Here is a 17,898-nt window from a genome sequence, read left to right on the forward strand (position 1 = left end):
TGTTAATCGCACTCTTTCTTGGAGAAAATCGAACGCCGGGGACCGGTCAGGTGGCGATGCCGATCAGCGCACTGCCGGTGTATCCGGCCGATACGCTTCCGGTGAGGCTCGGGGTCATCTGGGCCAACTGCGCCGAGGTGTTGTCGCCGAACACGTTATCGGACGAGAGCGAGATCGCGTTGTAGTTGGCGATGCTCGAGGTGTAGCGTGTGTCGCCCGAATAGATCGCGGTGTTGACCGCAGCCGGCATCGCCAGCTGCGAGATCAGGCTCGCAGTCCGGCCGGTGCTGGTGCTGGCAAGACCATCTGTGAAGACCTCGAAGTGAATGTGCGGCCAGCGGCCCGAGTAGCACCCGGGGTAGATCGTCGTGAACGTGACCTTGCCCTCGCTGTCGGTGACCTGCACCCCGCGAAGGTAGCTTTCGGTGGTTATGCCGCTCGAATAGAGCGAATAGCGGCCATAGGCATCGCAGTGCCAGATGTAGATGGCCGCCCCTTCGATGGCCGAACAGCCGTTGTTGACGTCGACCAGCTGCAGCGTGATGTCGAGCTGGACGCCGGTGGCCGTCGTGGTCGAATTGATGAAGCTGGAGCGGATGTCAGAGCGCTCGACACCGCTGACCGTCAGGACGTTCGAGGTCGAGCCGCTCGAAGAGTTGGTGCCGTCGGCCGGATAGGGTCCATTGGTTTCGGAAGCGTCGGCGACGCAGGAGGACGAGGTATCGCCAGAGGTCGACGAAGTGCTGGTCGTCGAACTGCCGGTGGTGGAGCCTGAGGACGAGGATGTCGACGTGGTCGACGAAGTGGAGCTCGAAGAACCGGAGCTCGAACCCGATGAATCGTCGCCGCCGCAGGCCGCCACCGTCACTGCCGTACCGGCACTGGCCAGGAACGCCAGCGCGCGCCGCCGCCCCATCAGCCTTTCGCGAATTACGCCGAGATCGTGAACCAGTCCGCGGTCATGATCGTCAACGCCCTGCTCCCGGCCTTCCGGCCCCTCTCCGTGATGCGCCAAGACAATCTCCCTCGCGTTCGCACCGCCCCGACCGGATTGGGTCGGGCCACGGGACACTCGGGAGCAGGACTGGAAGCCGGCCTTTGCGGCAAGATTTCACAAGAATTTCAACAGTATAACCAAATATTTCGGTCTACTGCGCATTCCCTCCGGGCACGACAGCAGGAATCACGGAAGGGACGAACAGATACCCTTCGTTGCGCACGGTGCGAATGATGTCGCCGCCGCCGTCGCCATCGGAGAGCTTGCGGCGCAGGCGCGAGAGCTGGACATCGATCGCCCGGTCGTAAAGCTCGCTGTCCTCGCCGCGCGACCAGTCGAGCAATTGATCACGGGTCAGAACCCGGCGCGGATGCTCGGCAAACGCCCGCAGCAGGCGGAATTCGCCATCGGAAAGGGAAATGAGCTTGCCGGTCGGATCAAACAGCAGGCGCAGGCCCAGATCCATGCGCCAGCCGGCGAACCGCAGGACTTCTCCGGAATTCACGTCTTCGGCGACCGGGACAAATTCGCTGCGGTCGGACACGATCGTGAGCACGGGAGCCGACGCCCCCTGAACCGGGGCACGGCGGCGCAGCACGGTGCGAATGCGCGCAAGAAGCTCCCTGGGATTGCAGGGCTTGGCAAGGTAGTCGTCCGCGCCCATCTCGAGCCCGACGATACGATCCACATCGCTGCCCACCGCCGAAAGCATGATAACAGGCGGCGCATCAGGCCCGAGCTGGCGCAAGGCGGTCAGTCCATCCTCGCGCGGCATCATCACGTCGAGCACGATCAGGTCAAAGCGCTCCTGCGCCAGCAAGGCGCGCATGGCTTCGGGATCGGCCGCCGTTTCGGTTGCATATCCATGCTTGCCGAGAAACTCGCCGATCAGCGAACGAATGCCTTCATCGTCATCAACGATGAGAATGCGGGTCTGCAGGTCCATCGAGGGTTGTTCTAGGATCATTGCACCCCAATAGAAACCCCGTGTTCCAGCCACATTTCAGTCGGATCGGCAAATTGCAACATCCTGCAACATGACTGCAACCACAGCGAAATCGCCGGGCAAACTCCAGCGGCGACCTAGCCTCCCATGAACTATCCAGTTCGCCAGGTCTCGACCCACGGGGCAGGCGGCCTCGGGTTACCGGCATCCCCCGCCGCGCCCGAACGCCACCAGCCTGCCTTTTGGGCAACCGGCAACGCCGTCCGTCACGCTACCGCCAAGGCGCCGGACGGTGCCGGGGCCACCGACGCCGCAGGTCACGTAGTCGCACCCGCCCTGCCCGTCGGTGGTCCCGGATTTTTCCGAGCCATATCGCACACGCTCGGTTCATCTTCATTGCTGCATGGGGGAAGCACGGTGGACGGTCCGCGAAATGTAACATCACAGTGCTACGCGCCTCCGCAAACCAGCCTTGGTCCGCACGCCTGCCGATCGGACCGGAGCGAACAGTATTGCCTTCCAGCCTCGGATCAGGGGACACGATTGCTGGAATGGACCCGGGGTGACCGTCTCCGCCACGCGGCTTCATGCCGCTGGGCGGGGACGCGGAGCGGGTTCGAAAGGGACGTGTCCCTCTCTTTCGAGCCCGCTCCGCAACTTGCATCGCCAGCCCGCGATGACATGGCTTCGGCTCGAATTCGCAGTCAATCCGTGGCAAGGCCGCGATCATGACGCTGCCACGCCTCACCAACCGAATCGGCCTTCCACTGGCGATCCAGATGATCGCCATTCTCGTCTGTGCGCTGATCGGCGCGCAACTGGTGACGCTCGGGCTGACGGTGATCCTTCCGCCCAGCCCGACCGCGCGCTGGAACATCGATGATGTTGCCCGCGCCTTGCGCGGCAGCGACGCCGATGGCGAGGTGCTCGATCGCCTCGAGCGTAAGACGATGATCGGCCCGCCGGACGTCAGCGGACAGGGCTGGCTGGTATCCGAATCCTCGCGCGAGGCACTGGCGAACCGGCTCGACCGGCGCAGTGAAGACGTGGTTCTCGCCTTCTACACACAGCTTCCGGTGGGCGGGGTCGCCGTCCCTGCCAAGTCCCGCTCGCCGCTGGCCATCCGTGACAATCCGGCCGCACCTTCGGCCCTGTCGACGATGCTGGTGGGCAAGGCCGACGCCCAATCGATCCCGGGCGGCCCGCCGGCCGGCGGCATGCCCGGCCCGGCCGGCATGCCCGGGGGGCATTTCCCCGGAGGCCAGTTCCCCGGCGGCCGCCCCGGCGGTCAAATGCCCGGCGCCCAGTTGCCCGGCGGGCGCCTGCCGAGCGGCAGGCTCCCGGGCAACCATGTCCCCGGCGGACAGATCGGGGGCGGGCAGATCGGCGGCGAAAGGCCGTCCGGCCTACCCGCGCCCAGCCAGGCTGGCGGGTCACAGGCTGGCGGAACACAGGCCGGCTCTCCCGGTGGGAGCCCGGGCGTGCCTGGCGGAACCAATGGCGGTAGTTCCGGCAGTGGCGGCACTCCTGTCGGCAACTTCCCCGGAAATGGGCAAGGCCAGGGCATCGGTCAGGAGGGCGTCCGCCCCGGCGGTTTTGGCGGCCTCGGCAATCACGGCATTGGCGGCATCGGTACCGGCGGCATTGGCCGCATCGGCGGCCAGGTGCCAGTGCTTCCCGGCATCGGCGAACTGCCCCGGACCACACAGGCGAGCTCCGCGCCGGCAGCGACGGCAACAGCCACATCTCGCGCGCTCAGCGACCCGCCGCGCATGACCGTCCCGGTGATCCCGCTGGCGGCACCCTCGCCATCTGCCAGCGAAACCCTACAAGCGCCGACAACGCCCCGCACCGGGCAGCCCGCCCCCGCGGTACCCGGGACGCCGCAGCCGATCCCGTTCCGCCATGCCGCCGGCACCCTGTTCGACCTCACCTCGCCCCCCTTCATCGAGGGCGACTTCGTGGCCGCGCTGCGTCGCCCCAATGGCCAATGGGTCGCGGTCGCCCCCCGTGCCGAGCCGTTCCCCAATGCCTGGCAGAAGCGCGTGATGCTGTGGTTCGCACTCAGCCTCGCCATCGTCAGCCCGCTCGCATGGCTGTTCGCCCGTCGCATCGTCCTGCCGCTGCGCGATTTCGCGCGCGCTGCGGAACTGCTCGGACGTGACCCTTCGGCAACGATCCTGCCGCTGTCGGGCCCTGCCGAAATCGGCCGCGCCGCCAATGCCTTCAACCAGATGCGCAATCGCCTGCGCGCCTTCGTGGACGACCGTACCGCCATGGTCGGTGCGATCAGCCACGACTTGCGCACCCCGCTCACGCGGCTGCGCTTCCGCATCGAGGACGTGCCGGATGAGCAGCGCGACGGGCTTCTCAAGGAAGTGACCGAGATGGAAGCGATGATCAGCCAGGTCATCGGCTTCATCCGCGATGCCTCGACACCGGGCGCGCGCGAACGCACCGACTTTGCCGAGCTGATCTCAAGCAGCGTCGCCGATGCACAGCTGGTCGGCGGCGACGTCATCATCGAACACAATACCCATATCCCGGTCGACGTCGATCCGGTCGGCATCCGCCGCCTGCTCGACAACCTGCTCGAGAACGCGATCAAGTACGGTGAGCGCGCCCGCGTGCGCGTGAGCCTGAATGACGGCGAGGCCGTAGCCGAGATCGTCGATACCGGCCCCGGTATCCCCGAAGAGGAATACGACCGCGCCTTCGAACCGTTCTATCGGACCGATTCGGCGCGTAAATCGGGCCAGAAGGGCTCCGGCCTCGGCCTGGCAGTGTGCCGTTCGATCGCCCGCGCCCACGGCGGCGACGTCAGCTTCGCCCATTCCGGCGACGGGTTCATCGTGCGTGTCGCGGTGCCTGCCGCCTACGATCCGAGCCTGAAAGCCGTAGCCTGATGTTCGCCAGACTGGTGTGCCGCCCGCTGCTGGCGGGAATTATTACGGTGTGCGCGCCCGGCGCGGTCTCTGCCCAGGAAACGAGCGTGCCGGCCGCGCTGCCATCCGAACCCGCGGCCGACGTCACCTCCGCATCAGCGACCGAGGCGAGCGCCCCGGCCAGCGCTGCCGGCACGGGCGCCCAAGACGGAGACACCGTCCCTCCTGGCAATTCCAAGCCGTGGAGTTTCGCGCTGGCCGCCGGAGTCAGCAACCGCGATCAGGGCTCCGACGGATCCTGGCAATCGCTGGCGCTGACGCGCCAGATCGGCCGTGGCTACCTGCGCGGTGCACTGATGCGCTATCACGGCACGCTCCTTCAGGCGAACACCGCGTTGCCCTCGGACTATCTTGTCGGCACCATCGGCGCCGGCGGCAATTTCGACAACTGGGTCGTCGACGGCTGGATCAGCTATGGCCATCAGGATTACGGGCGCATCACCAGCGACAATGGCAGCGTCCCCCGCGACAGCACCGGCGCCTCGGGCAGCCGCTACTATTCTGTCGGCGGCGATTTCGGAAAGGTGATCCCACTCGCCACACGCTGGTTCGCAACCCCGACAGCAACGGTATCCTACGCCCACGGCCGGTTGCTGCACCCTGCGCCGGACGGCACCGGCCTGGTCGATCTGGAGACCGACGAGCCGACCTGGAGTTCGGCGGCGACCTTGCGCGTCGATCACGCCTTCGGCCAGAACGCCAATCAGTACGTCGGCCTTTCGGTCGCACGTGCCTGGACCAGCAATGCCCTGTCCGAAGTCGTCGTGCGCGACTATCACGACGTCGCCTATGCGGCACGCACCGGCCTCCTGCCGGCGCGCCACACCGCCGACGGCTGGTGGGAAGTCGGCGTCACGGCCAACATGCGGATAACCGATAGCCTGGGCATCGACCTCTACGCCACGCGCAGCATCGGCGCGATCGCCGGCAATACGACTTCGGCCGGAATTTCGCTGCGGCGCTCGTTCTAGGCGGCGTGGACAAATTCCTGGAGGTCACGACCGGAGGAAAAACCAGTCAATTCAAGGAGATGAGTCGCAGGACTATGTCGATAGCTCAAGCCGAACCGACGCCGAAGTGGCGGGTTTTGGTCCGGCCCCTTCGGGGTAGCCCCCATGTGCACCCCGGCAGCGTTGCACGGCCTTGAAAGAGAACCACTCTTCCCGCGTCCGCGCGCCTCGCCGGGGGGCACATGGGGGCTATCGTGACCTCGAGGAATTTGGTCCAAGCCGCCCAGACCGTAAACTGTCCTGTCCCGCAAAGAGACGGTGGTCAGGAATGTCGCGAAAGTGGCTTGCGTGATCGTCTGCCAGGGCCGCTAGTCTCGGCGCCATGAACCGCCTCGCCCGAATCGCCGTCGTCGTCATCGCCTCTGCGGCCCTTCCGGCCGCACTGCTGCAGGTAGAGGCCGTGCCGCCCGCCTCGTCCGGTCCCTCGGCCACAGCGCCCTACACCGTGGTCGAGACCGGGCGCAGCTACAGCCGCCTGCAGGACGCGGTGGACGCCATCGGTGACGCGCACGGCACCATCCGCTTCGCCTCGATGCGATTTGCCGACTGCGCGGTGCAAAGCAAGGGAGACGTGACCTACCAGGCGGCAGTGCCGGGACAGTCGATCCTCGACGGTGTCACCTGCGAGGACAAGGCCGCGCTGGTGCTGCGCGGGCGCAGTGCCCACGTGGACGGCATGGTCTTTGCCAACATCCACGTCGGCGATAAGAACGGCGCGGGCATCCGCCTCGAACACGGCAATCTCACCGTCACGCAGTCCTGGTTCCGCGACAGCGAGCAGGGCCTGCTGACCGGCGACGATTCGCTGGGCACGATCATCATCGACAAGTCCACGTTCAGCCGCCTCGGCACCTGCGAAGGTTCAGGCTGCGCGCATTCGATCTACGTCGGCAATTACGGCACGCTCACCGTCACCCGCACCCGTTTCGAGGCGGGCACCGGCGGACACTACCTCAAGAGCCGCGCCTCCGGGATCGCGGTTGCCGATTGCAGCTTCGACGATTCGGCCGGGCGCGGCACCAACTACATGATCGACCTGGCCGACGGCGCGACCGGTCGGATCGTCGGCAACTGGTTCGTACAGGGGCGCGACAAGGAGAACTACTCGGCCTTCATCGCCGTCGCTGCCGAACACCGCAACCACACCTCGCAGGGCCTGCTGGTGGAGGCGAACGACGCACGCTTTGCCCCCGGAATCGACCGCAAGAGCGCCTTCGTCGCCGACTGGTCCGGCGATCCGGTGAAACTGGGCGCCAATGCCCTCGGCCCCGGGCTGGTCCGTTACGAAAAGCGATGACGCCGCGGCTGCCCGCACTGCAGCCATGGCAGAAACTGTCGCAAGGTTGAAACACCCCGGGCCCCATAGTGCGCATCTGGAGCGGCCGTACGGTTGCCTTGATTTTCGCGCCTGACCTAGACTTCCCGGCGCGGTGTCACCCCCCGTGCGGACGCGATCTTTTGCTGCGTTTTCAACAAGACGCGGCGTGTCCGGCCTATCCATAAGAAGTCCGCGAGTCCCCCACTCGCGGAACGCAGCAAGGAGAGATCCGATGCAGACCATGCGCGCAGCCGTTGCCCGCGAATACGGCGCCCCCCTCACCATCGAGCAAGTGCCGATCCCGACCCCCGGCCCCGGCGAAGTGCTGGTGAAGGTTGTCGCCAGCGGTGTCTGCCATACTGACCTTCACGCCATCGACGGCGACTGGCCGGTCAAGGCACCGCTGCCGCTGATCCCGGGCCATGAAGGCGTGGGCCACGTCGTCGCGCTCGGTGCTGGCGTTACCGATCTCAAGGAAGGCGATGCCGTGGGCGTGCCCTGGCTGCACCATGCCTGCCGCGAATGCGAATATTGCGAGACCGGCTGGGAAACGCTCTGCGAAAAGCAGGCCAACACCGGCTACTCGGTCAACGGCGGTTATGCCGAATACGTGATCGCCGCCGCCCCCTTCGTCGGCCGCCTGCCTGCCGACGTTGACTTCGTGTCGATGGCACCGATCCTCTGCGCCGGCGTCACCGTCTACAAGGGCCTCAAGGAGACCGAGGCGCGCCCCGGACAGTGGGTGGTCTGCTCGGGCGTGGGCGGCCTCGGCCACGTCGCGGTGCAATATGCCAAGGCCATGGGCCTCAACGTGATCGGCATCGACATCGGCGAATCGAAGCTCAAGCTCGCCCGTGAACTCGGCGCCGAACTCGCCTTCGACGCCACCGATCCCGATCTGGTCGCCAAGGTCCAGAAGGAAACCGGCGGCGGCGCGCATGGCGTGATCGTCACCGCCGTCTCGCGCGCTGCCTTCTCGCAAGCCATCGCCTGCGCCCGCCGCCGCGCGACCGTCAGCCTGATCGGCCTGCCCCCGGGCGACTTCCCGACCCCGATCTTCGACGTCGTGCTCAAGCGTATCACCATTCGCGGCTCGATCGTCGGTACCCGCTACGATCTCGACGAGGCCATCGCCTTTGCCGCACAAGGCAAGGTCAAGGCCAAGGTCGCCGCACGGCCGCTCGAAGAGGTCAACGAAGTGCTCGACGACCTGCGTCATGGCCGCATCGACGGCCGCGTCGCCCTTACCCTCTGAGGTCAGCCTGCTGAAAGTCGAAGGGCGCAGAGGCCGGTCCCTTGCGCCCTTCGACTTTCCTGAACCCCGCCCGTATCGCCCCTAACCGCCCCCCACCGCTTGCACGCGCGTCCCCGAGCGCCTAGCTGCACCCCATGGGAACGGTGCTTTCCACTTTCCTGCGCTTCCGCCTCTGGGCGATGCTCCTGCTGGCGGCCATCGCGCTGCAGGCGGGAGAGCCGATTCGCGCGCCGCTTGAACGCCAGCAAGGTTCGGCCTTCAGCGCCGCGACCATCGACCTTGCCCTTGCCGCGCAGCGCCGCACGGACGCTGCGACCGCACAGGCCCTGCCGCTCCCCTCACTGCCGCCCTCCCCCGCGATCGCACCGGCCATGCCCCGGCTCGCATCGCTGGCCCCGGCCAGAGCCCCGCGCCTCCGCCCGGAAGCCCGAGGACCGCCCCCGCGCGTCCATCCCGCGCGGCTGCCGGACAGCACCGCACCGCCTTTCGCCTGATCCGCCTCTCGCCGGGCGCGCACGCGTGCGCCTGCAAGAAACGCCGATTCAGGAAACGATTTCCATGTCCGATACCAATGTTGCCGCCCGCGATCGCATCGCGGCGCTGCTGAAGACCTATCCCGCACTCGACGAGGCCGAACTGACCGAGCTCCACCACCTGTTCACGTGCAAGGCCACCGCGCTCGACCTTGGCCTGCTCGCCGGCGACGCCGACATCGCCGCCCAGTTCCGCAGCTACCGCGAAGAACACCATGATCGCTTCAAGGCAAAAGACCTTGTCAACGTGACGCTGTTCGTGGGCGCGGTGGCAGCCGTGGTCGGCGCCATCCTGTTCGTGACCGCACAGTGACAAGACCCGGGGCGCGGCCGGGATACCCTCCGCGCCCCGCCCCCTCTTGCGCGGCCCGCTTGCGCGACGGGCCCAAAGCCATGCCCTAGAGGATATGCCCCGTGCGGTCCCGCTTGGTATCGAGATAGCGGGCATTGTGTGGGTTGGCCGGCAGCTTGTGCGGCACACGTTCGGCCACGGTCACCCCCACGCCCTCGAGCGCGGCGACCTTGGCCGGATTGTTGGTCATCAGCCGGATCGCGTGAACGCCCAACAGGTCCAGCATGCGCGCGGCCACGGGAAAATCGCGCGCCTCGGTCGGCAGGCCGAGACGGTTGTTGGCATCGACCGTGTCGAAGCCCTGATCCTGCAATTGATAGGCGCGCAGCTTGTTGACGAGGCCGATGCCGCGCCCTTCCTGCCGCAGATAGAGCAGAACCCCCCAACCGCCGGCCGCCGCCTCCCCGGCCATCGCCCTCAGCGCCGCGTCGAGCTGCGGACCGCAATCGCACTTGAGGCTGCCCAGGATATCCCCGGTCAGGCATTCCGAATGGAGCCGCACCAGCGGCGCGCGGTCGCCATCCTGCGTGCCGATGACCAGCGCGACATGTTCGCGCAGATCGTCGAGCGCGCGAAAGGCGACGATCTCCGCATCCTCCGCCGCCGCAACCGGCAGGCGTGCACGCGAGGCAATGACGAGATTGGAGACGTCCTTCCACGCGGCCAGATCCTCCGGCGTGACCGCCTGTGCCTCGCCCGCCGCATCCGGCGCGACAAGGAAGGCAGGCAGGATACCGGCCAGCCGCGCCAGCTCCATGGCCGTGCGCGCAGCCTCTGCGTCATCGATGTGTTCGGCCGCGAAAGGGCCCTTCATCGGGTGGACCAGATCGAGCGCGGGATCGGCAATCGCGCGTGCGGCGGCAAGATCGAAAGGCTCGGCCGCGCGAATCAGCACCGGCGCTTCCGGCACGGCCGCCTCGCGCTGGTTGGCCAGCTTGAGCGTCACCGCCCGCGCGGCGGAGATCAGCATGCGCGGTGCCGTGACACCCGGCGCAAAGCCGGTCTCGGCGGGCAACAGTGCCGAATGCTCGCCAATCCGGATCGGCCAGCCATGGCGCAGCGCATCGAGCGCCAGCGCCACCCGGCGGGAGGAGCCCTGCCCGCTCAGAGTTCGAACTCGCTGATCAGCGGCACGTGGTCGCTCGGCTGGTCCCAGCGGCGGGTTTCCTCGACAAAGCAATGCGCCCGCGCCTGCTTCGCAAGGTCGGGCGAGGCCCACATGTGGTCGAGGCGGCGGCCCTGGTCCTTCTGGCGCCAATAGCTGCGATAGGACCACCAGGAGTAATTGCGCTCCGGCGCGGGAATGAACTGGCGGCCGAGATCGACCCAGCCATGCGCGTCCTGGAAACGCCCCAGCGTCTCGACCTCGATCGGCGTATGGCTGACGACCTTGAGCAGTGCCTTGTGATCGTAGACGTCGGAGGGAAGCGGGGCGATGTTGAAATCACCGACGATCAGCGTCGGGCGGTCGATCTTGTCCGCCCAGCGCGTCATGCGTTCAAGAAAGTCGAGCTTCTGGCCGAACTTGGGATTGACCTCACGGTCGGCGATGTCGCCGCCCGCAGGGATGTAGACGTTCTCGAGGATCAGCCCCTGCCCGGCGCCCTGCAGTTCCACGCCGACATGGCGGGCCTCGCCATTGTCCTGCCAGTCATGGCGGCTGAATTCGGTAAAGGGCACTTTCGAGACGGTGGCGACGCCGTGATAGCCCTTCTGGCCATGAATCGCGCGGTGCGTAAAGCCGAGGCGTTCGAACATCTCGTGCGGGAAGAGATGCTCGGCAACCTTGATCTCCTGAAGGCACAGGACGTCGGGGGCCTGTTCAGTGAGGAAACGCTCGACCTGATCGAGACGCAGGCGGACCGAATTGATGTTCCAGGTGGCAATCTTCATGGCTCCGGCATTAGGGATACCACCCGCGAATTGCCAGAGGTGCGCGCGGGCGCTGCTGCGGTTGGGCGAAGAAAATGGAAGCGGGGCCCCTGCCTTCGCGGGGATGACGGTGGTTTTTGAACGCGAACTCCCCGAGCAACGTCCGCGTTTTTCGGGTCGAGTTTTTCGTCAGGAGGGAGCGAGAATGCTGCCGATCGAGAACCGGAGCGGAGCGGCCTATATGGCCGTGAGCACCGGATGCGCAGAGCGGTAGCGCCCAATTCTTCTGGGCGCAGCCCCGCAGAGCGGAAAAGGCGACCCGAAAAAACAAAAACCCTCGGTCCGGGGGCAGAGGACCGAGGGTTCCTGTAAGCGTTCGTCACGCTAAATCAGAAGGGCTCTTGTGAGAGGCGTGGGCAACAGGGGGGAAACCCGCCTCGAACCGTTCTGACCATTCCTATCTAGGTGCTCCTGGCTTGCTGCCAAGTGAACGGACTGAAGGATTCGGTCGCATTTTGTCGCAGACCCGGGGTAAATCGCGACCAAGCGTTTCCCCTCATCGACAGCCCGTACGGGATCGCCTCAGCGACGGTTACGCGGCCTCGGATCGTTGAACCGAAAGTCGTTGTCGCTGACCGGAACGCCGTAGCGGTGATTCGACAGCGTGATGGTGGTGCGCTGATTCTGCGAATCGAGCGCCACCCAATAAGTCAGCTCCAGGCCGCCCGGCGCCGACGCCTTGCGGGTGAAGATCAACGTGATCACGCCGTACTCGGGATGCGAGGGAACGCGCACTTCCACCGAGATGACATTGGGATTGCCGGTAGGACGGATCTTGCCGAACTGCGCGACGTCGCGCTTGGGATCGAGCAAGGCCCCCAGCGGGCTATTGCCGATCGGCCAGCGCTGCACCTGGTTGACTGCATAATCGACCATCGTCAGCGCCTTGCCGTCACCGACAATGAGCATGCGCGCGCTCTTCTCGTACTGGAAGCGAATGCGCCCGGGGCGGGCGAGCGTCAGCTGGCCGGAGACGGAACCGCCATTGCGGTCGGTCTGCAGGAAGTCGGCCTTGAGCGTGGAGATCCCGCGCAAGGCAGCCACGGCGGCCGCCAATTGCTGCTGCTCGGCAGGCGATGCCGCAAGGGCAGGCGTTGCCGGAAGGGCAGGCGTTGCCGGAAGGAGGGCAGGAACGGAAAACGCGGCAGTCCCGAGCAAAATCGGGGCAGCCGCGCCTACGCAAGAGCGAAAGATCTTGAAGGTGCGGGTCATAAGCCTCCCATTGGGTTCACAGCCTTGAACCGCACCTTAAGCACTTGGTTCCGATTCGCACCGGAACCCAAGCGATTACTTGATCTTGGCTTCCTTGAAATCGACGTGCTTGCGCACGACCGGGTCGTACTTGCGGAAGGTCATCTTCTCGGTCGTGTTGCGCGGGTTCTTCTTGGTGACGTAGAAGAAGCCGGTGTCGGCGGTCGAGACAAGACGGATCTTGACGGTTGCGGGCTTCGCCATGGCGGTTTCCTGTATCTCTCGTTTCAGCCGCCCTGGCAGGCCGGCATGTTCCGTTGAAAAATTTCAGGGCGGCAATCGAGCGCCGCCCTTCAAGGTTGCGGCCCATGCGATAGCGAGGGCCGAAAGTCAAGCGCGAGAGCCCCGATCACTCCGTATCGAAGGGTTTGATCGGCTTCAGAACGCCGAATTTCTCGCCATAAGGGGCATGATCGAGCCTTGCCATGCGAATCGGCTGCGGATCCACCTTGGTGTCGGGCAACCGGTCCAGCAGATCGCGTACGAGCGTGAGGCGCCCGATTCGCTGATCGTTGAAATCCACGACCGTCCACGGCGCATGCTTCTTGTGCGTCGCCTTGAGCATGACTTCCCGCGCCTTGGTATAGTCCTCGTACTTCTCGCGCGCGGCGACATCGATCGGCGAGAGCTTCCAGCGCTTGAGGGGATCGTCGAGCCGCTCGCGCAGGCGTTCCTCCTGGCGCTCCTGATCACAGGACAGCCAGTACTTGTAGAGCAGGATGCCGTCGTCGACGAGCATGCGCTCGAACACCGGCACCTGCTGGAGAAAGCGCTTCACTTCGGACGCGGTGGCAAAGCCCATGACCTTTTCCACCCCGGCGCGGTTGTACCAGCTGCGGTCGAACAGCACGATCTCGCCGCGCGTGGGCAAGTGCTCGATGTAGCGCTGGAAATACCACTGGCCCTGCTCGCGCTCGCTCGGTGCGGAGAGGGCCACGGTGCGGCACTGACGCGGATTGAGCTGGCCGCCGACGGCCTTGATCGCCCCGCCCTTGCCTGCGGTGTCACGCCCTTCGAACAGGACGACGATCCGCTGCCCGGTCGACGCAGCCCAGCGGGCCATGCCGACCAGTTCCTCGAGCATCGGTTCGAGCAGCTTTTCGTAGTCCTTGCGGCCGAGTTTCCTGTCGTTCTTGTCCTCGGCCATATTCGGTCAGCCTTTTGTTAGACCTTCGAAAGAAGGAACAGCGCCAATGCGCCGGCAACGATACGATACCACGCAAAAGGCGCAAAGCCGGAACGGCTGACATAGGCCATGAAGGCCTTGATGACGACCAGCGCCACCACGAACGAGACCACGAAGCCGACGCCGATCTCGCCCCAGCCGACCGGGCCGGTACCCGCCATCAGTTCGTGACGCGCGCCCAGCAGTTCCAGCGTGGTGGCGCCGATCATCGTCGGCACCGCGAGGAAAAAGCTGAACTCGGCCGCGGTGCGGCGCTCGACGCCCATCGCCAGCGCGCCCATGATCGTCGCGCCCGAGCGGCTGACGCCCGGGACCATGGCCAGGCACTGCGCCACGCCGACGCCGAGGCACTTGGCGACGGGGAGCTGAGCCACGCCGGTCAGCGGTCCCTGCTTTGCCACCTTCTCGATGCCGAGGATGGCGATGCCGCCAATGATCAGCGCCCAGGCCACCACGCTCGGCTGGCCGAGCAACCCCTCGATGTAGTGCTTGAGCAGGAGCCCCAGCACGGCGGAGGGCAGGAAGGCCAGCAGCACGTTGCGCACGAAGCGGATCGAGACCGGGTCCAGCTTCAGCAGCCCCGCGCCCACGGCCCAGAAAGTGCGCCAGAACTGCACGATCACCGCCAGGATCGCGCCCAGCTGGATGACGATGTTGAACGTCGCCCATTGCGAGGCGTCGTAGCCGAACAGCTCGGTGGCAAGGATGAGATGGCCGGTCGAGGAGACCGGCAGAAACTCGGTGAGGCCCTCGACGATGCCGAGGAGGATTGCGGTAAGAGTCAGGTCCATCGGCGCAAGGTCATGCCGCACCTGCGAAACAAGTCAACCCGAAGCGGTGCAAGCGAGCCTCTATAATCGCTGGAAAAACGCGGCTCGGCGTATTTTGGCGAAATGTGGCCGGAGACTGACAGGTTGACACAGTTGACACGGTCCTGGGCAGGAACTGCCGCCAACTGGCGAAGGCGTCACCTTGCCGCCGTAAAAGTTGGCCAATCAAGGGTATCGACAAAGACCGTTCGGACGCGCTCATCCCGGCAAGCTAGACCCGCCGCTGCCCTGTAGGAAAGAAGCGCCCTACCCTGAGTTTACGGCCTAGTGCTTCTGGCTTGCTGCGTTTTCCGGGCCTTCAGCGGCTTTGTCCTGATTGGAAAGCACTTTGAAACCGACATCAACGATCCGGACACCCCGCACCGTTTCTCCACTCGCGATCTTCAGGGGCTCCACGCCGTCTTGGATAACGGCACCGCAAGCAGCCTTGTCCAGCGACGCACTGCCACTGCTCTTTTTGACTTCGCAATGCTCGACCTTGCCGTCGGCCTCGACCAACAGTCCTAGTCTGACTGCCGGGTTCGCCAGACCGTCGGGGAGGCGTGCCAGCGGCAGATACAGCTCTGGCCCCAGCTTGGGATACACTCGCGGAGATGCTTGACCTCGGAGTATGGCCTGCCACGTGACAATGGCAAAAGTCTCTCCATAGACTTTGTGTGCCGCCTGATCCGGGGATGGAGCAAACGTCAATTTCGACAGTTTTCGGCAACTCCTGCGATCTTCAATCGGTCCCCGGCCCACGATTTGCGGATAGCATCCCGCCAAGGAACCATCCGGGGCAATCACCAGCCTGATGACTTCGATGCCATCTCGCGAACGAGCCATTTCCTCGGCTGGTGCCTCTAGAACGACCTTTTGCAGGTCCGTTAGAGCTTGTTCAAACAGGAGCGGCAGCACAATCGACAACATCGTGATTTCCCCCTCAAATACAGCGATATCCCCGCCCCAATCCCATGCCAGCCCAAAGGCGAGACCTTCATTTGCGGGGTTTGGCGCTATACGCTTACTCAAGAACCAAAGCGGCCCGGCTCGGATTATCGCCCGGCCGAGCCACTTCATCTCATTCAAACCGGTTCAACGGCCGATCTTGTCGGAACCGCCTTGTCGGTTCTGCCTCACCAGATACGCACGCGCTCGGCAGGCGCCTGATAGAGCTTGTCACCCGGCTTCACGTCGAAGGCCTTGTACCACTCGTCGAAGTTACGGACGAGGCCGTTGATGCGATAGTGCGCGGGCGAATGCGGGTCGGTCTTGAGTTGCTGGCGCACCGCTTCCTCGCGGTACTTGCTGCGCCAGACCTGCGCCCAGGCCATGAAGAAACGCTGGTCGCCGGTCAGCCCGTCGATCACCGGCGCTTCCTTGCCGCCCAGCGAGAGCTTGTAGGCGCGGTAGGCGAGGCTGAGGCCGCCGAGGTCGCCGATGTTCTCGCCCATGGTCAGCTTGCCGTTCACGCAGGTCTTGCCCTCGTCGAACGGGCAGAAGCTGTTGTACTGGGCCTCGAGGCGGTCCTGAAGCTTCTGGAAGTTGGCCTTGTCGGCCGCCGTCCACCAGTCTCGCAGGTTACCCTGGCCGTCGAACTTGGCCCCCTGGTCGTCGAAGCCGTGACCCATTTCATGGCCGATCACCGCGCCGATCGCGCCGTAGTTCACCGCCGGATCCGCCGAGACGTTGAAGAACGGCGGCTGCAGGATCGCGGCGGGGAACACGATCTCGTTGAACGAGGGGTTGTAGTAGGCGTTGATCGTCTCGGGCAGCATGAACCATTCAGCGCGGTCCACCGGCTGGCCAAGGCGGCGCATCTGGTCGCCATTGGCCCAGGTTTCGGCGGCCATCATGTTGCCGAGCGGATCGGTGGCCGAGAAGGTCAGGCCCTCGTATTCCTTGAACGTCGCGGGCATGCCGATCTTGGGCGTGAAGGCATCCAGCTTGGCGACGGCGGCCTTGCGGGTTTCCGGGCCCATCCACGAGAGGTCCGAAAGGTTCGCGGCCATCGCCTTGCGCAGATTGCCGACAAGCGATTCCATCGCCGCCTTGGCTTCGGGCGGATAATACTTCTCGGCATAGATCTTGCCGAGCAGTTCACCCGCCATGCCTTCCACCGCCGCGATGCCGCGCTTCCAGCGGGCGCGCTGCTCGGGCTGGCCGCTCATGACCTTGCCGTAGAAGGCGAAGTTGGCGTCATCGATGTCGGTGGGCAGCACGGCGGCATGGCTGCGCAGGAACTGCGCGGCAAGCCAGGCCTGCCAGGTGGCGACCGGCACCGTCTCGATCAGCTTGGCGACTTCGGGCACACCGCCGCCGAACCATGCGGCGGCCTGCGCCGCGTCGATGCGGGCTTCCTTGAGTTCGTCGGCCGAAGGCGGCATCTCGTCGACCAGCACGTAGGTCGCCTTGCCGGCGCCCATGGTGTCGACGAAGGTCTTCATCAGGCCGGGGGCGGCAAGGCCCTCGAACTCGGCCAGCGAGAGCTTGTTGTAGGTAAGGTCGGGGTTGCGGCTGGCACCGCGATCCCAGTCGGCCTGCGCCAGACGGGTTTCGAGGGAAAGCACGGCCTTGGCCGAAGCGGCGGGATCGGTGTACCCCGCCTTGCCGAGCAGGAAGGTCAGGTAATCGAGGTACTTGCCGCGGATTTCCTGCGAACGGGCGTCGTTCTTCAGGTAATAATCGCGGTCCGGCAGGCCCAGGCCGCCGAGGCCGACCTGGAAGGCATTGACGTCGCTCGCCTTGGCGTCGGGCGCGATATAGGCACCGAGCGGCGAGGCATAGCCGGGCGAGGCGAACAGCTTCATCAGGTCACTGGCCGACTGGGCCGCATAGATGCGCTGCAGGAACGGCTGCGCGGGGGCGAGGCCGGCCTTGTTGATGGCGTCGACGTCCATGAATGCGCCGTAGGCAGCGGCGACGCGCGCGGCATCGCTGCCCGGGGCCGGGTTCGAGGCCAGCAGGTCGTTCATGATGCCGTGCAGGCGCTGTTCGGAAAGATCGCGCAGCGCCGTGAACGAGCCCCAGTTGGTGCGGTCGCTGGGCAGCACTACCGCATCCGACCACTTGCCGCTGACGAAACGGTCGAAGTCGTCGCCCGGCTTGACGCTCTTGTCCTGCCACTGGGTCTGGATGCCCGCGCCGCCCCACGAGACCTTGGCCGGATCGACTTCCATCGGGTTGCTGGCGGCAGCGGCGGGTGCCGCCTGCTGCGCGAGCGCGGGAACCGAGAGAACCGTTGCAGAGACGCCGATTGCAGAAACAAGCGCCGTTGTGGCGAGCGCCCTCAGGAGAGTGCGAGGCATGAGCGAGCCTTTCCGAAAGATGTAACACGCATGGAATACGCACGGACCAGAACGAT

The 17,898-nt window shown here is 65.5% G+C and carries 16 protein-coding genes; 6 read left to right on the top strand and 10 right to left on the bottom strand.

Features of this window, described 5'->3' with window-relative positions; translation table 11 throughout:
• Positions 1 to 46: 46 nt before the first annotated feature.
• Together CA833_RS03435 and CA833_RS03440 are read right to left on the bottom strand one after the other, a co-directional pair.
• Complete coding sequence (locus CA833_RS03435; RefSeq protein WP_242526247.1) at positions 47 to 1,015, bottom strand: intradiol ring-cleavage dioxygenase; 969 nt, start codon at positions 1,013 to 1,015, stop codon at positions 47 to 49.
• Between the two features lie 133 nt (positions 1,016 to 1,148).
• The gene (locus tag CA833_RS03440; protein WP_305082435.1) at positions 1,149 to 1,964 is read right to left on the bottom strand and encodes a response regulator; all 816 of its coding nucleotides are present in this window, start codon (positions 1,962 to 1,964) and stop codon (positions 1,149 to 1,151) included.
• Positions 1,965 to 2,671: 707 nt separating this feature from the next.
• On the opposite strand from CA833_RS03440, the gene CA833_RS27235 reads away from it, so the two are divergent.
• From CA833_RS27235 to CA833_RS03470, 6 genes are all read left to right on the top strand, one after another.
• Positions 2,672 to 4,849, top strand: a complete 2,178-nt coding sequence (locus tag CA833_RS27235; RefSeq protein WP_207079256.1) for an ATP-binding protein — start codon at positions 2,672 to 2,674, stop codon at positions 4,847 to 4,849.
• Complete coding sequence (locus tag CA833_RS03450; RefSeq protein WP_207079258.1) at positions 4,849 to 5,859, top strand: autotransporter domain-containing protein; 1,011 nt, start codon at positions 4,849 to 4,851, stop codon at positions 5,857 to 5,859. The genes CA833_RS27235 and CA833_RS03450 overlap by 1 nt, the downstream gene beginning before the upstream one ends.
• 361 nt (positions 5,860 to 6,220) lie before the next feature.
• Positions 6,221 to 7,195: a right-handed parallel beta-helix repeat-containing protein gene (locus CA833_RS03455; protein WP_207079259.1), complete on the top strand. Its 975-nt coding sequence runs from the start codon at positions 6,221 to 6,223 to the stop codon at positions 7,193 to 7,195.
• A 253-nt stretch (positions 7,196 to 7,448) separates the two neighbouring features.
• The gene (locus CA833_RS03460; protein ID WP_142632284.1) at positions 7,449 to 8,471 is read left to right on the top strand and encodes a zinc-dependent alcohol dehydrogenase; all 1,023 of its coding nucleotides are present in this window, start codon (positions 7,449 to 7,451) and stop codon (positions 8,469 to 8,471) included.
• Between the two features lie 134 nt (positions 8,472 to 8,605).
• Positions 8,606 to 8,965: a hypothetical protein gene (locus CA833_RS03465; RefSeq protein ID WP_207079261.1), complete on the top strand. Its 360-nt coding sequence runs from the start codon at positions 8,606 to 8,608 to the stop codon at positions 8,963 to 8,965.
• 64 nt (positions 8,966 to 9,029) lie between these two features.
• Complete coding sequence (locus CA833_RS03470; protein WP_207079262.1) at positions 9,030 to 9,317, top strand: hypothetical protein; 288 nt, start codon at positions 9,030 to 9,032, stop codon at positions 9,315 to 9,317.
• Between the two features lie 85 nt (positions 9,318 to 9,402).
• Here CA833_RS03470 and ribA read toward each other — a convergent pair whose 3' ends face one another.
• From ribA to CA833_RS03510, 8 genes are all read right to left on the bottom strand, one after another.
• Positions 9,403 to 10,437, bottom strand: coding sequence for a GTP cyclohydrolase II (gene ribA / locus CA833_RS03475; protein ID WP_242526248.1), 1,035 nt, complete (start codon positions 10,435 to 10,437; stop codon positions 9,403 to 9,405).
• 23 nt (positions 10,438 to 10,460) lie between these two features.
• Positions 10,461 to 11,249: an exodeoxyribonuclease III gene (gene xth / locus CA833_RS03480; RefSeq protein ID WP_207079263.1), complete on the bottom strand. Its 789-nt coding sequence runs from the start codon at positions 11,247 to 11,249 to the stop codon at positions 10,461 to 10,463.
• A 561-nt stretch (positions 11,250 to 11,810) separates the two neighbouring features.
• Complete coding sequence (locus tag CA833_RS03485) at positions 11,811 to 12,500, bottom strand: outer membrane lipoprotein carrier protein LolA (protein ID WP_207079264.1); 690 nt, start codon at positions 12,498 to 12,500, stop codon at positions 11,811 to 11,813.
• Between the two features lie 75 nt (positions 12,501 to 12,575).
• Complete coding sequence (gene rpmG / locus CA833_RS03490; RefSeq protein WP_021232219.1) at positions 12,576 to 12,743, bottom strand: 50S ribosomal protein L33; 168 nt, start codon at positions 12,741 to 12,743, stop codon at positions 12,576 to 12,578.
• 145 nt (positions 12,744 to 12,888) lie between these two features.
• Positions 12,889 to 13,686, bottom strand: a complete 798-nt coding sequence (gene ppk2, locus CA833_RS03495; protein ID WP_142632279.1) for a polyphosphate kinase 2 — start codon at positions 13,684 to 13,686, stop codon at positions 12,889 to 12,891.
• A gap of 17 nt (positions 13,687 to 13,703) precedes the next feature.
• The gene (locus tag CA833_RS03500) at positions 13,704 to 14,516 is read right to left on the bottom strand and encodes an undecaprenyl-diphosphate phosphatase (RefSeq protein WP_207079265.1); all 813 of its coding nucleotides are present in this window, start codon (positions 14,514 to 14,516) and stop codon (positions 13,704 to 13,706) included.
• A 303-nt stretch (positions 14,517 to 14,819) separates the two neighbouring features.
• Positions 14,820 to 15,614 (bottom strand): energy transducer TonB, encoded by a 795-nt coding sequence (locus CA833_RS03505; RefSeq protein WP_142632277.1) that lies wholly within the window; start codon positions 15,612 to 15,614, stop codon positions 14,820 to 14,822.
• Positions 15,615 to 15,670: 56 nt separating this feature from the next.
• Positions 15,671 to 17,842 (bottom strand): M13 family metallopeptidase, encoded by a 2,172-nt coding sequence (locus CA833_RS03510; RefSeq protein WP_142632276.1) that lies wholly within the window; start codon positions 17,840 to 17,842, stop codon positions 15,671 to 15,673.
• Between the last annotated feature and the right edge of the window lie 56 nt (positions 17,843 to 17,898).

It is taken from the genome of Novosphingobium sp. KA1 (assembly GCF_017309955.1).
Taxonomy (GTDB): Bacteria; Pseudomonadota; Alphaproteobacteria; order Sphingomonadales; family Sphingomonadaceae; genus Novosphingobium.

What these genes read in the sequence shown, in the direction of transcription:
- CA833_RS03500 (WP_207079265.1), bottom strand. Translation starts at nt 14,516, where the DNA reads ATGGACCTGACTCTTACCGCAATCCTCCTCGGCATCGTCGAGGGCCTC.
- CA833_RS27235 (WP_207079256.1), top strand. Translation starts at nt 2,672, where the DNA reads ATGACGCTGCCACGCCTCACCAACCGAATCGGCCTTCCACTGGCGATC.
- CA833_RS03460 (WP_142632284.1), top strand. Translation starts at nt 7,449, where the DNA reads ATGCAGACCATGCGCGCAGCCGTTGCCCGCGAATACGGCGCCCCCCTC.
- CA833_RS03505 (WP_142632277.1), bottom strand. Translation starts at nt 15,614, where the DNA reads ATGAAGTGGCTCGGCCGGGCGATAATCCGAGCCGGGCCGCTTTGGTTC.
- CA833_RS03440 (WP_305082435.1), bottom strand. Translation starts at nt 1,964, where the DNA reads ATGATCCTAGAACAACCCTCGATGGACCTGCAGACCCGCATTCTCATC.
- CA833_RS03510 (WP_142632276.1), bottom strand. Translation starts at nt 17,842, where the DNA reads ATGCCTCGCACTCTCCTGAGGGCGCTCGCCACAACGGCGCTTGTTTCT.
- rpmG (WP_021232219.1), bottom strand. Translation starts at nt 12,743, where the DNA reads ATGGCGAAGCCCGCAACCGTCAAGATCCGTCTTGTCTCGACCGCCGAC.
- ppk2 (WP_142632279.1), bottom strand. Translation starts at nt 13,686, where the DNA reads ATGGCCGAGGACAAGAACGACAGGAAACTCGGCCGCAAGGACTACGAA.
- CA833_RS03470 (WP_207079262.1), top strand. Translation starts at nt 9,030, where the DNA reads ATGTCCGATACCAATGTTGCCGCCCGCGATCGCATCGCGGCGCTGCTG.
- CA833_RS03485 (WP_207079264.1), bottom strand. Translation starts at nt 12,500, where the DNA reads ATGACCCGCACCTTCAAGATCTTTCGCTCTTGCGTAGGCGCGGCTGCC.
- CA833_RS03455 (WP_207079259.1), top strand. Translation starts at nt 6,221, where the DNA reads ATGAACCGCCTCGCCCGAATCGCCGTCGTCGTCATCGCCTCTGCGGCC.
- CA833_RS03465 (WP_207079261.1), top strand. Translation starts at nt 8,606, where the DNA reads ATGGGAACGGTGCTTTCCACTTTCCTGCGCTTCCGCCTCTGGGCGATG.
- xth (WP_207079263.1), bottom strand. Translation starts at nt 11,249, where the DNA reads ATGAAGATTGCCACCTGGAACATCAATTCGGTCCGCCTGCGTCTCGAT.
- CA833_RS03450 (WP_207079258.1), top strand. Translation starts at nt 4,849, where the DNA reads ATGTTCGCCAGACTGGTGTGCCGCCCGCTGCTGGCGGGAATTATTACG.